This is a genomic window from Vibrio zhugei, from assembly GCF_003716875.1.
GTDB lineage: Bacteria > Pseudomonadota > Gammaproteobacteria > Enterobacterales > Vibrionaceae > Vibrio > Vibrio zhugei.
In genome coordinates this window covers 1,212,013-1,224,281 of sequence record NZ_CP033078.1, presented here as the reverse complement: position 1 = coordinate 1,224,281, position 12,269 = coordinate 1,212,013, and the positions used below count along the sequence as shown (strand labels likewise).

11 protein-coding genes are annotated in these 12,269 nt (G+C 45.1%); 6 read left to right on the top strand and 5 right to left on the bottom strand.

The features are described from left to right. Positions 1-345: 345 nt before the first annotated feature. Positions 346-2,973, bottom strand: a complete 2,628-nt coding sequence (topA, locus tag EAE30_RS10990; RefSeq protein ID WP_123015955.1) for a type I DNA topoisomerase — start codon at positions 2,971-2,973, stop codon at positions 346-348. 325 nt (positions 2,974-3,298) lie between these two features. Here topA and EAE30_RS10985 point away from each other — a divergent pair, with 325 nt between their 5' ends. Both EAE30_RS10985 and EAE30_RS10980 read left to right on the top strand, forming a co-directional pair. Further along, positions 3,299-3,550, top strand: coding sequence for a DUF2498 family protein (locus tag EAE30_RS10985; RefSeq protein ID WP_123015954.1), 252 nt, complete (start codon positions 3,299-3,301; stop codon positions 3,548-3,550). Between the two features lie 110 nt (positions 3,551-3,660). Continuing rightward, positions 3,661-4,992 (top strand): IS4 family transposase, encoded by a 1,332-nt coding sequence (locus tag EAE30_RS10980; protein ID WP_123014367.1) that lies wholly within the window; start codon positions 3,661-3,663, stop codon positions 4,990-4,992. Positions 4,993-5,039: 47 nt separating this feature from the next. On the opposite strand, the gene aroA is transcribed toward EAE30_RS10980, so the two are convergent. Beyond that, the gene (gene aroA / locus EAE30_RS10975; protein WP_123015953.1) at positions 5,040-6,323 is read right to left on the bottom strand and encodes a 3-phosphoshikimate 1-carboxyvinyltransferase; all 1,284 of its coding nucleotides are present in this window, start codon (positions 6,321-6,323) and stop codon (positions 5,040-5,042) included. Between the two features lie 216 nt (positions 6,324-6,539). Then, complete coding sequence (locus EAE30_RS10970) at positions 6,540-7,004, bottom strand: outer membrane lipoprotein (protein WP_123015952.1); 465 nt, start codon at positions 7,002-7,004, stop codon at positions 6,540-6,542. Between the two features lie 33 nt (positions 7,005-7,037). On the opposite strand from EAE30_RS10970, the gene aat reads away from it, so the two are divergent. The 3 genes from aat (at position 7,038) to infA (ending at position 8,773) form a co-directional block, all read left to right on the top strand. Next, positions 7,038-7,775, top strand: coding sequence for a leucyl/phenylalanyl-tRNA--protein transferase (gene aat / locus EAE30_RS10965; RefSeq protein WP_123015951.1), 738 nt, complete (start codon positions 7,038-7,040; stop codon positions 7,773-7,775). Further along, a complete protein-coding gene (locus EAE30_RS10960) occupies positions 7,772-8,473 on the top strand; it encodes an arginyltransferase (RefSeq protein ID WP_123015950.1) in 702 nt (233 codons plus the stop codon). Before aat ends, EAE30_RS10960 begins: the two co-directional genes overlap by 4 nt. A gap of 81 nt (positions 8,474-8,554) precedes the next feature. Then, a complete protein-coding gene (infA, locus tag EAE30_RS10955) occupies positions 8,555-8,773 on the top strand; it encodes a translation initiation factor IF-1 (RefSeq protein ID WP_005493784.1) in 219 nt (72 codons plus the stop codon). A gap of 157 nt (positions 8,774-8,930) precedes the next feature. Here the strand turns inward: infA and clpA are convergent, their stop codons facing one another. Further along, the gene (gene clpA / locus EAE30_RS10950; RefSeq protein WP_123015949.1) at positions 8,931-11,201 is read right to left on the bottom strand and encodes an ATP-dependent Clp protease ATP-binding subunit ClpA; all 2,271 of its coding nucleotides are present in this window, start codon (positions 11,199-11,201) and stop codon (positions 8,931-8,933) included. 50 nt (positions 11,202-11,251) lie between these two features. Continuing rightward, positions 11,252-11,572: an ATP-dependent Clp protease adapter ClpS gene (gene clpS / locus EAE30_RS10945; protein WP_123015948.1), complete on the bottom strand. Its 321-nt coding sequence runs from the start codon at positions 11,570-11,572 to the stop codon at positions 11,252-11,254. Positions 11,573-12,044: 472 nt separating this feature from the next. Here clpS and cspD point away from each other — a divergent pair, with 472 nt between their 5' ends. Then, positions 12,045-12,266 (top strand): cold shock domain-containing protein CspD, encoded by a 222-nt coding sequence (gene cspD / locus EAE30_RS10940; RefSeq protein WP_123015947.1) that lies wholly within the window; start codon positions 12,045-12,047, stop codon positions 12,264-12,266. Positions 12,267-12,269: the final 3 nt, after the last annotated feature.

The following is a 12,269-nucleotide window of genomic DNA, read 5'->3' as shown; positions in this document are numbered from 1 at the left end:
GAGCAACAAGTCAGATGCTCCAATCAATAGAGAGAAACAAAGCATGCCTAGAGCACTCCATTTCCTCTCATTTACACCCTACGCACGGACAATCCCACTCGTGACGTAAGCACCGTATCAACGACCGCCATACTGGAACGTTCCAATCGACAGCCTAAGCCTGCCAATACCGTGTTTTCAGTGCTCTTATAAAGGTAGTCAACTTATTGAATATAATCTGTGCTTTTTGAAAATTTTTACATCAAAACAACACATTATCTGAAAAGTGAGAATGCAGTAGCAAAAAAAAAGAGCAGCAATACTGCTACTCTTTCACAAATCGATGAACGATTGATGAAGCATCAATTATTTTTTCTTCTTACGCTTATCGGTTACTTCCCATTTACCGTCAATATACAGTGCTGTCCAGCCAGAAGGCTTGCCATCATTTTCAGTACGCACATAGTGCTCTTTCGACTTACGGCTAAAACGGACAACCGTGGGTAAACCATCCGGATCGCTTTGTGGCGCGTCCGCAAGATACTTAAATTTATCCGCTAAACGTTCTTTATACTGAGCCAGTTCTTGCACTAATGGCGCACGTGTTTCACGCGATTTTGGAAAGTTACTCGCCGCAAAGAATAAGCCAGATGCCCCATCACGCAGAACGAAATACGCATCAGACTGAGTACAAGGTAACTCAGGAAAATGAACTGGATCTTCTTTTGGTGGTGCGACATCGCCATTACGCAGAATCTTACGTGTATTGGTACACTCTTCATTGGTACAGGCCATGTATTTTCCAAATCGGCCGTTTTTCAAGACCATATCGGAGCCACATTTATCACATTCGACCACGGGTCCATCATAACCTTTCAGTTTGAACTCACCATGCTCAACTTCATAGCCTTCACAATTCGGATTGTTACCACACACGTGCAGCTTGCGCGTTTCATCGATCAGATACGCGTCCATCGCAGTATCACAAATCGGACAACGTTTCTTCGCACGCAGCGCCGCCGTTTCAACATCTTCTTCCAAGACATTCACAACGCCTTCTTCATCACCTAAGTTAATGGTGGTTTTACAGCGCTCTTTTGGCGGTAATGCATAACCGGAACATCCAAGGAACACCCCAGTAGAAGCCGTACGAATCACCATTTTACGGCCACACGTTGGGCAGTCGATATCCGTCTCAACCATGTGGTTGGGTTTCATGCCGCCCTTTTCTTCTTCAAGCTCCGCTTGCGACAGATTTTGACTGAAATCCTTAAAGAAATCGTCTAGCATGCCCTTCCAATTGACTTCCCCTTCCGCGATCTGGTCGAGTTTTTCTTCCATCCTCGCGGTGAAGTCATAGTTCATAAGGTCATCGAAACTGTCGTCTAAACGATCCGTGACAATCTCACCCATTTTTTCTGCATAGAAGCGGCGCTGTTCAACTTTCACATAGCCACGATCTTGAATGGTTGAAATGATGGATGCATAGGTTGAAGGACGGCCGATTCCTCGTTTTTCCAGCTCTTTAACCAATGCCGCTTCCGTAAAGCGAGCGGGTGGCTTAGTAAAGTGCTGCTTAGGCTCTAACGTCTGTAATGTTAATTCATCACCGACTTTCACCGCCGGTAAGATCTGATCATCATTCTTACCCAGTGGACGTTGTACGCGGGTCCAACCATCAAATTTAAGAATGCGCCCTTTAGCTTTAAGCGTGTAGTCTGCCGCTTTGACACTGACCGTGGTTGAATCGTATTTCGCGGGTGTCATTTGGCACGCCACAAACTGATTCCAAATCAACGCGTACAGCTTATGCGCATCCTTATCCATGCCTTCCAGTTGTGACTCTATCACAGAGACACTCGAAGGACGGATCGCTTCGTGAGCTTCCTGCGCATTTTCTTTACTACCGTAAACATTCGGTTTTTCCGGTAAATAGGCGTCACCAAACTCACTGGTAATATAGTCACGTACGCTGTCGACCGCTTCTTGACTCAAGTTGGTCGAATCGGTACGCATGTAAGTGATATAACCGGCCTCATACAGTCGCTGCGCCAGCATCATGGTCTTTTTCACACCATAACCTAAACGGGTACTGGCCGCCTGCTGGAGCGTTGAGGTGATAAACGGTGCACTTGGCTTACTGGTCGTAGGTCGGTCTTCACGTTTACAGACTTCATAATTCGCGTTTTCCAACTCGGCCAACGCGCTATTCGCTTGCGCTTCATTGACTGGTTTAAAAGCCACGCCATCTTTTTGCGCCACCATCAAACGAAATGCTTGGTCTGCACTCGTCAACGTATCAGCATGAATATCCCAAAACTCTTCTGGCGTAAATGCTTTGATTGAACGCTCGCGCTCAACCAACAGTTTTACCGCAACCGATTGTACGCGCCCAGCGGACAAACCTCGTGCCACTTTTTTCCACAGCAGTGGAGACACCATGAAGCCCACCACACGGTCCATAAAGCGACGCGCCTGTTGAGCATTCACACCATCCATATTCAAGTCGCCTGGTTTATCGAAGGCTTGCTTGATCGCACTTTTAGTGATTTCGTTAAACACAACACGCTTATATCGCTCTTCATCGCCACCGATGAGCTCACGAAGGTGCCAAGCGATGGCTTCTCCCTCGCGGTCCAAATCGGTTGCTAGATAAACGTTATCCGCGTCTTTTGCTAACTTCTGCAGCTCAGAAACGACTTTTTCCTTGCCTGGTAATATCTGATAGTTGGCTTCCCAATCATGATAAGGGTCGATCCCCATTTTCTTGATGAGCGCAGCACGTTCTTTCTCTTTCTTCACACGTGCTTTTTCTTCTGCACTCAAATTTTTAGTCGATTGAGGCGCGGCTTTTTTCCCACCTGTCGATTGCCCTGCGGTTGGTAGATCGCGGACATGACCGACACTGGATTTTACGATAAAGTCTTTACCAAGATATTTGTTGATTGTTTTGGCCTTGGCTGGAGACTCTACGATAACGAGTGATTTACCCATAATTTGATTCAAATGTCCTTAACCATAGTGCGAATGGTTTATCGCATAATGTTCTACAATGTTGATTCTTTTTTTACTATCGAGGCAGATTACCAGAAGATCAACATGTTTTTTAAAAAAGCGATGTATTTGTTCGACAATTAGTCGCATTCCGTCAACGTATCACCCTCTTTTTATCTTCTGAATACCCCTTCGGTAAAGTTTACAGCAACTTATTGATTCTCAAAGCATGAAATAACCATTTTCTCATTTATTGCGCCCGATCAAAGCGGCATTATGAGAGGCGATTTAGAGTCGCGTTATGATTTATAAAAAATAACTGCCGATGTCACAAAAAATAGCGATACCCAAAAGCGACCTATTAATGATTGCGAATCAAGCACTGCACGACCATGACCAATATGTAGAAGGGATCTATGCCACGGATGTAGAAGAAAAAAATGACGTTCTTATTTTTAAAGGCGACTGCTTTTTGGATCATCAAGGCTTACCGACCACCAAAACGAACACCGTATTTAATCTCTTTAAATTTTTAGCCCATGAGCTATCGACAAAATTCACTATTCAGGAAAAATAAAAGCCTCATCACGAGTAATGCCGATCAGTTAAGAAATTTTTGAGATCATTTGACCGATCTTTAAAAGGCTTCAAAATCCGATATTAGTGATTTAATATCGGATTTTTTTTATGCGTTTTGAAAGTGAATTAGCCACAGCCTTTAAGTCCTGTAATACCTTCCATACTTTTGAAAAGTATGCTGAGTTACTATCGCCAGAGCTTATTCAGCAAGGCTTTAAACAAGCTGGAGTCGCCACGTTGAGAAAGCGCCGACTACCACTCGAAACGGTTCTATGGTCCATCATCGGCATGGCACTATATCGTCAGAAGTCTGTCTGGGATATTGCAACTCAGATGGATATTATGCTGCCAGATAAAAAGCCTTTGGTTGCCCCAAGTGCTTTGGTTCAAGCAAGGCAACGTTTGGGGGCTGATGCCGTAAAAGAGGTATTTAAAGCCGTCGCTCAACACGGCTATGAAACGAATTCGTTTGAGCAATGGGGAGGGCTGAATTTATTCGCCGTTGATGGCGTTGTATGGCGAACTGCAGACACGTTAGAAAATCATCAAGTCTTTGAAACTCAAAGTAATCAACATCGTGAAAATACTTACCCTCAAATTAGAATGGTCTGTCATATGGAGTTGACAAGCCATCAGCTCATTAACAGTGCTTTTTCTGGTTATCGAACGAGTGAAATGGTGCTCGCAGAACAGCTCATTGATAGTACGCCAGATCATTCATTAACCTTGTTCGATAAAGGTTATTACTCATTGGGGTTACTTAACCGATGGTCTCAAACAGGGACAGAGCGGCATTGGCTAATCCCCGCGCGAAAGGACTTAAACTATGAAGTGCTGCATCGGTCGGGAAAAAATGACTATCGTGTTCGCCTGAAAACGACGCCTCAGTCTCGCAAAAAGTTCGATGAGTTACCGGAATTTATCGAGGCTCGTTTAGTGAGTAAAACCATTAAGGGAAAAGAGTATCGAATCCTCACCTCTATGGTCGATGAATTACGTTTCCCGAGCGACGAAATGGTTGAGTTATATCGTTACCGGTGGGAAATAGAACTGGGGTATAGAGAAATGAAGCAGTCTCTGTTAAACAGCCAATATACACTGAGAAGTAAAAGACCGGACATGATAGAGCAAGAGCTATGGGGAGTGTTGCTCTGTTACAACCTCATACGATTAGGGATGACAGCGGCCGCTAAAAAACTGGATAGTGTTTGGCCAAATCAACTCAGTTTTACCAGTTGTTCAATGGCTATCACTCAGTTTTTTGCAACTTTACCGCTGACAAGTCCGGGAAATATCCCAAAACATTATGAGTCCTTATTGGAACAAATGGGCTATTTTAAACTTCCACCAAGGCGAGAAGACCGAACTTACCCAAGGTGGGTAAAACCAAAACCTCGGAAATATCCGTATAAAAAGAAAAATGCCAATCAGCTTAACTGACTGGCATTACTCATCATGAGGCCTTTTGTCTGTTCCAACGCCCTCGCTCACGAACGGCTGAGTGCGGTAAAGGTTTCAAAATAACCGGGAAATGTTTTGGACGTACACTTCGGATCATTGATGGTTACAGGCGTTGACCCGAGCGCAACCAAAGAGAAACACATTGCCATACGATGATCATCGTAGGTATCGATCACTGCATGTTGACACACCGCTGGTGGGGTGATGGTAATATAATCCTCGCCCTCTTCAACAACCGCACCGACTTTGCGTAATTCTGTTGCCATTGCCGTTAAGCGATCAGTTTCTTTCACTCGCCAGTTATACACATTACGAATCGAGGTTGTGCCCTTGGCAAACAAAGCCGTCGTCGCAATGGTCATTGCCGCATCAGGGATATGATTAAAGTCCATATCTATGGCATCCAGACGTCCACGTGTCGCCTGAACGTAATCCTCACCCCACTCAATAATGGCGCCCATTTTCTCCAACGCGTCGGCAAAACGAATATCCCCTTGAATACTGTTTTTGCTTATGCCCGTTACTCGAATCGAGCCCCCTTTGATTGCCGCGGCCGCAAGAAAATACGACGCAGAAGATGCATCACCTTCCACGAGGAAATCACCGGGTGACACATACTGCTGGCCGGCTTTGACCACAAACGTTTGATATTGATTGTTCTCCACCACAACGCCAAATTTGCCCATGATATCGAGAGTGATATCGATATACGGCTTGGACACCAAGTCGCCCTCAATCACGATGGTTGTATCGTGTTGAGCAAAAGGCGCCGCCATCAAAAACGCCGTCAAAAACTGACTGGAAATGGAGCCATCAATAACGACTTCTCCGCCCTTTAATCCTGTACTATGAATCGCTAAAGGTGGGTAATTCTCATTCTCGAGATAATCGATTTTTGCACCCGCAGAACGCAGGGCATCGACAAGATGACCAATGGGACGCTCTTTCATGCGCGGCTCACCAGTAAGAACGTATTCACCCTTACCTAAACACAGAGCCGCCGCTAATGGTCGCATCGCGGTACCCGCATTGCCGAGGAACAATTCCAGCGTATGTTCAGAGGCAAACGGCTGTCCTAACCCCTCAACGACGCATTCTGTCTTATCTTCAGACAGCTGATAATTCACCCCAAGCTTGGTCAGCGCCGCCAACATATGACGAATGTCATCGCTATCGAGTAAATTGGTTAAACGAGTGGTCCCCTTTGCTAATGCCGCCAGCAGCAGGGCACGGTTTGATACACTTTTTGATCCCGGAAGATTAACGCTACCTTCGATAATATCAATGGGTTGTAAGGTCAGGCTTTCCATTTATTGCTCTAGTCCTTGCTCTGCCCACATCACCATGATGAGTACTGGGCAGAAAAATTTTTCATACCCGCAGATTAGCGAAAAATGAATGGTGATGCTAGTGCCAATCGAGGGATCCGGCCCTTTTCCTATCAGCGCGGGAATTCGTGTTCACTCACCTAAGCGGTAACGCCTTTTCGATGACTGTTCACCTCGCGATGACAACGCCGCACAGGGTTACATTTCTTTGTCCACTCGCACGCCATCATCAAAATATAAAATTCGCACACTATCGCCAGAGCCAAACAGCATATTCGGATCCACATCTTGAATTACATCGATCAATTTATCGTCATGGGTTTTAATCAACAGCTCAACCAATTTGTCTTGCTGACGATAAATCGGATCCGCCGATTGTGTATAACCCACACCCGCACCTGCCGCCGTGCCAACAATCGTGGCTAAATCATTACCACGACCTGAGCCAAACTGATGACCGATCACTCCGCCAATCGCCGCGCCGAGTAACGTTTCCCAACCACCATGATGTTGCTGGCTTTTCGTCACTGTTTCTTCTGAAATATAGCGCACGGTTTGCACGGCACCAAACACGACTTTATTTACTGGCCTTGCTTGGTTACGCTGATACGCCGCATTGGCAAACAGTGGAAAAATGACTAATATCCAAATCCACTTTTTCATTTCTTCATCTCCTTTATGGATAATGGCTTGTGTATGACGATTTATTTAACCGAACTCGCACCCGACGACAACACATTTCCGTCGCCACATGATGCCTTAGATGAACCCAATGGTTTATTAGCGTTTGGCGACGATTTAACGCCGTCACGCTTAGTCTCCGCCTATCGCTCAGGCATCTTTCCATGGTATGGACCGGGTGAGCCCATTTTATGGTGGAGCCCAGCTCCAAGAGCGGTATTTGATACTAAGACATTCAAACCCAGTAAAAGTCTTAAAAAATTTTATAAAAAATGCGGCTATACCGTCAGTTTAAATCACGCAACCTCTCAAGTGATTGAGTTATGTGCAGCGGTGAGACCCGCAAGTGAAACATGGCTCAACCACGATATGCGTCGCGCCTATCAAGCACTGGCTCAGCAAGGCGATTGCCACTCGGTTGAAGTCTGGCTCAATGGTGACCTCGTCGGAGGCCTATATGGCATTATGGTTGGACAGATATTCTGCGGCGAATCCATGTTCAGTTTGTGTGATAATGCATCCAAAATTGCGCTCTGGCATTGGTGTGAGTACTTTAAGCAATTGGGCGGGCAATGGATCGATTGCCAGGTCATGAATCCGCACTTGGCCTCGTTGGGCGCTCAAGAGTTACCCAGAAACCTTTTTATTGATACCGTGCTCTCATTAAGAGACAACCTCATTGACCGTTCGCACTTAACACCCCGTTGGCTGAGCCAGTGTCCACCAGCAAAACAAGGCAAGGAGCCAGAATGACATCCAACATGCAATCGATCCGAATCGGATTAAGCACACAACACCCGTGCAGTTATTTACCTGAAGAAAAAGAACGCCTCGCGGTGGCTCTCGATGCAGATATGCAGACCACAGACAATTTCGAGTTATTATTGTCCAATGGTTTTCGTCGTAGCGGTGATATTATTTATCGTCCACATTGTCCTCATTGTCAGGCATGCGAAGCGCTACGTATTCATACACCGAGCACGGCCCCCAGCAAAAGTCAGAAACGTTTACTCAATAAAGCGCAGTCGAGCTTTCACTGGGAATTAAAGTCACATATGGATGATAATTGGTTCAATCTTTACGCTCGCTATATCAATGCGCGTCATCGTAGTGGTAGTATGTATCCACCAAATCAAGAGAATTTCGCGACGTTTGCGCGCTGCGATTGGCTCAATACTGGCTACTTACATGTCTATGAGCATCATCAACTGGTTGCCATTGCAATTACAGACATAATGAACGACAGCGCCAGTGCGTTTTATACATTCTTTGACCCAGACATCCCCTTATCATTGGGAACACTGTGTGTGCTCTATCAAATTGAAATGTGTAAACAACAACAGAAACAGTGGCTCTATTTAGGTTATCAAATAGACGAATGCCCAGCGATGAACTACAAAGTACGCTTTAACGCACACCAAAGGCTAGTAAATCAGCGTTGGCAAGGGTAGAATACGCCACAACTTTACTTATTGACCTTTTAAGGGCACAATTGTTGCCGTTAAAAATTGCCTATTTCTAAAGAGGATTAAATGGCTAAAGAAGACGTTATTGAGATGCAAGGCACTGTCCTTGATACTCTTCCAAACACAATGTTCCGTGTCGAGCTGGAAAACGGCCATGTTGTTACTGCTCATATTTCTGGCAAAATGCGTAAAAACTACATCCGTATTTTGACTGGCGATAAAGTAACTGTTGAGTTGACTCCGTACGATCTCTCCAAAGGACGTATCGTCTTCCGTGCACGTTAATCTCTGATTCTCAGTTGTTACGCAAATAGGCAGGGCAAGTACCCTGCTTTTTTGTGTCTGCATGCACTGAAGAACCTGTGTTCTCAAGTGGCTCATCACCTGACGACCAATATAAAAAAAGCGTGCCTCAGCACGCTTTTTCATTACCTGTATCCCATCAGTCGACCTGAGCCGCCTGTTTGGCGCTTTGATAGTCGAATGTGAGGCTATCACCGTCTAACGCAACTCGCACCGTACCACCGTCCACAAGGCTACCGAATAGCAATTCATTCGCTAACGGTTTCTTCAACTGCTCTTGAATCACACGTCCCATTGGGCGTGCCCCCATTTCGCGGTCGTAACCTTTATGAGCTAACCAGTTACGTGCTTCTTCTTGCACTTCTAAAGACACACCACGTTGATCAAGCTGCGCTTGCAGTTCCACAATGAACTTGTCAACCACTTGTGCAATCACAGACTCGGCTAAGTTATTAAACCAAATAATATGGTCTAAACGGTTACGAAACTCCGGCGTAAACACTTTTTTGATTTCCGACATCGCATCGTGGCTGTGATCTTGTTGAATCAAGCCGATCGATTTTTTCACCGTTTCCGCGACACCCGCATTGGTGGTCATCACCAAAATAACGTTACGAAAATCGGCTTTACGACCGTTATTATCTGTCAGTGTCCCATTATCCATCACTTGCAATAGCAAGTTAAAAATATCGGGGTGAGCCTTCTCTATCTCGTCAAGCAGTACGACCGAATGTGGGTTTTTAATCACAGCATCGGTTAACAAACCACCTTGGTCGTAACCCACGTAACCCGGAGGTGCACCGATTAAACGGCTGACAGAGTGACGCTCGCCATACTCAGACATATCAAAGCGTAGCAACTCAATGCCCAACACTTTTGCCAATTGCACAGTCACTTCGGTTTTACCAACCCCAGTAGGACCGGCAAATAAGAAGGACCCCACAGGGCGGTTCTCTGCCCCCAAACCAGCGCGAGTCAATTTGATCGATTCAGACAACACATCGATCGCATCATCTTGACCAAACACCATCATTTTCATCTTAGAATCCAACACTTTTAAGGTGTCTTTATCCGAAGACGAGACGGATTTCTCTGGAATACGAGCCATTTTCGCTACCATGGCCTCAATTTCAGGTACACCAATCGTTTTGCGACGTTTGCTTACAGGCAGCAAACGAATCCGCGCCCCCGCTTCATCAATCACATCAATGGCTTTATCCGGCAAATGCCGATCATTAATATATTTCGCTGACAACTCAACCGCTGCACGCAGCGCTTTGTTGGTATAACGAACGTCATGATGCGCTTCGTATTTTGACTTCAAACCCGCCAAAATTTTCACGGTGTCGTCAATGGATGGCTCGACCACATCGATTTTCTGGAAACGTCGCGACAAGGCCCGTTCTTTCTCGAAGATATTACTGTGCTCTTGGTAAGTCGTTGACCCAATACAGCGCAGTTTTCCACTACTCAACAATGGTTTAATCAGGTTTGCGGCATCCACCTGACCACCGGAGGCGGCACCAGCACCAATGATGGTGTGAATCTCATCGATAAACAGAACCGCATCTTTTTCCTTCTCTAACTGTTTTAAAATCGCTTTAAACCGTTTTTCAAAGTCTCCTCGATATTTGGTTCCCGCTAATAGAGAACCAATATCCAGTGAGTAGATAACGCTGTCTTTAATCACATCAGGAACACTGCCTTCCACGATTCGCCAAGCAAGCCCTTCGGCAATCGCCGTTTTCCCAACACCCGCTTCACCGACCAGTAATGGGTTGTTTTTACGACGTCGGCACAACACCTGAATCGTACGTTCAAGCTCTTTATCTCGGCCAATCAGTGGGTCAATTTGCCCTTTCTTCGCTAACTGATTCAAATTGGTGGCAAAGCTTTCTAAACGCTCTTCGCTACTCGCCTCTTCGCTGCTTTCTGGACCAAAGGACTCAGAAGAGGGATCTTCACTGGAATTCGATGCTTTGGTAATACCATGAGAAATGAAATTGACAATGTCTAAGCGACTGACATCGTTCTTTTTCAGTAAATAGGCCGCATGGGATTCTTGTTCGCTGAAAATCGCGACTAATACATTCGCGCCAGTGACTTCACTACGACCAGAGGATTGCACATGGAACACCGCGCGTTGTAACACACGCTGAAAGCTTAAAGTGGGTTGAGTTTCTCGAGCTTCGTCATCCGTTGGAATCAGCGGCGTTGTTTGGTCGATGAAAGTATCAAGTTCACGGCGCAGTGTTTCAATCTCCGCCTGACACGCGACTAATGCTTCCTTAGCTGCGTCGTTTTCTAATAACGCAAGTAGGAGGTGCTCCACGGTCATAAACTCGTGTCGTTTATCTCGAGCTCGTGCAAATGCACCGTTCAAGCTCGATTCTAGTTCTTTGTTAAGCATAAAGCCTCCTTAAAGAAACAACCACAGTATTTTTCATCTGTTCTAAGATGCTACGCCTGCTCCATGGTACAGAGCAATGGATGCTCATGCTCTTTGGAATACATCGTAACTTGGGCGACTTTTGTTTCAGCAATGTCAGCGGTAAAAGTGCCACAAACCGCTTTACCAGCATAATGAACTTTCAGCATGATTTGTGTCGCTTGTTCAATATCTTTCGAGAAAAATCGCTCTAAAACCTCTATGACAAAATCCATCGGTGTATAATCATCATTAATTAGCATAACGTTGTACATCGATGGGGGCTTTAATCCGGTTTTTTCTAGCTCCAGTAAATCTGAGCCTGGAGTAACCCATTCAAAATTATTACTCATAATTACATTGTGTGAGTGCTACCTAGCTCTATTGTGCTCTGTCAGAACATTCAGTGCAATGCCAATTGTAAAAGGATAGCGAACACTTACGAGCGAGAATACAACCTGCCCTTATTAAAAAGATTAATCTACCAATCTATCCCCTGCAAATAAAAGATGCCGATTGTGATCACTGCCCTAAGTTACTGCATCAGCATGACACAGATAACACCGTAAGATGTCTAACCAATTCATACATATCAAAACAAACGTAACAAAAAATCAACCGTTAACTGATTAACTTACCCTCATAAGCGTGACCCACTCTAAAAATGAACAATTTTTCTTCAATTCGACTATTGACTGTCCGTTATCATTAGCTAAATTGGTCGATGAATGACTCATTTTTAGCGGATGGGTGAGCGAGTCATTAAGAGCCATTCATTATGGTTGGCGATTATCACCCTAGACACAATGCATGAGGGATGTAAGCATGGCTACAGGTACAGTAAAATGGTTTAATAACGCAAAAGGGTTTGGCTTTATTTGTCCTGAAGGGACTAATGATGACATTTTTGCACACTACTCAACCATTCAGATGGAAGGCTACCGTACACTTAAAGCTGGTCAACAAGTATCTTATGAGGTCGAGGAAGGGCCTAAAGGCTACCACGCAAGTACTGTTGTACCAATTGGAGGTGATGCAGCCAAATAGTTT

Bases quoted from the DNA above. Each gene is read 5' to 3' on its own strand.
- EAE30_RS10960 (WP_123015950.1), top strand. From the start codon at position 7,772: ATGACATCCAACATGCAATCGATCCGAATCGGATTAAGCACACAACAC.
- clpA (WP_123015949.1), bottom strand. From the start codon at position 11,201: ATGCTTAACAAAGAACTAGAATCGAGCTTGAACGGTGCATTTGCACGA.
- infA (WP_005493784.1), top strand. From the start codon at position 8,555: ATGGCTAAAGAAGACGTTATTGAGATGCAAGGCACTGTCCTTGATACT.
- aroA (WP_123015953.1), bottom strand. From the start codon at position 6,323: ATGGAAAGCCTGACCTTACAACCCATTGATATTATCGAAGGTAGCGTT.
- EAE30_RS10980 (WP_123014367.1), top strand. From the start codon at position 3,661: ATGCGTTTTGAAAGTGAATTAGCCACAGCCTTTAAGTCCTGTAATACC.
- EAE30_RS10970 (WP_123015952.1), bottom strand. From the start codon at position 7,004: ATGAAAAAGTGGATTTGGATATTAGTCATTTTTCCACTGTTTGCCAAT.
- aat (WP_123015951.1), top strand. From the start codon at position 7,038: ATGACGATTTATTTAACCGAACTCGCACCCGACGACAACACATTTCCG.
- topA (WP_123015955.1), bottom strand. From the start codon at position 2,973: ATGGGTAAATCACTCGTTATCGTAGAGTCTCCAGCCAAGGCCAAAACA.
- EAE30_RS10985 (WP_123015954.1), top strand. From the start codon at position 3,299: ATGTCACAAAAAATAGCGATACCCAAAAGCGACCTATTAATGATTGCG.
- cspD (WP_123015947.1), top strand. From the start codon at position 12,045: ATGGCTACAGGTACAGTAAAATGGTTTAATAACGCAAAAGGGTTTGGC.
- clpS (WP_123015948.1), bottom strand. From the start codon at position 11,572: ATGAGTAATAATTTTGAATGGGTTACTCCAGGCTCAGATTTACTGGAG.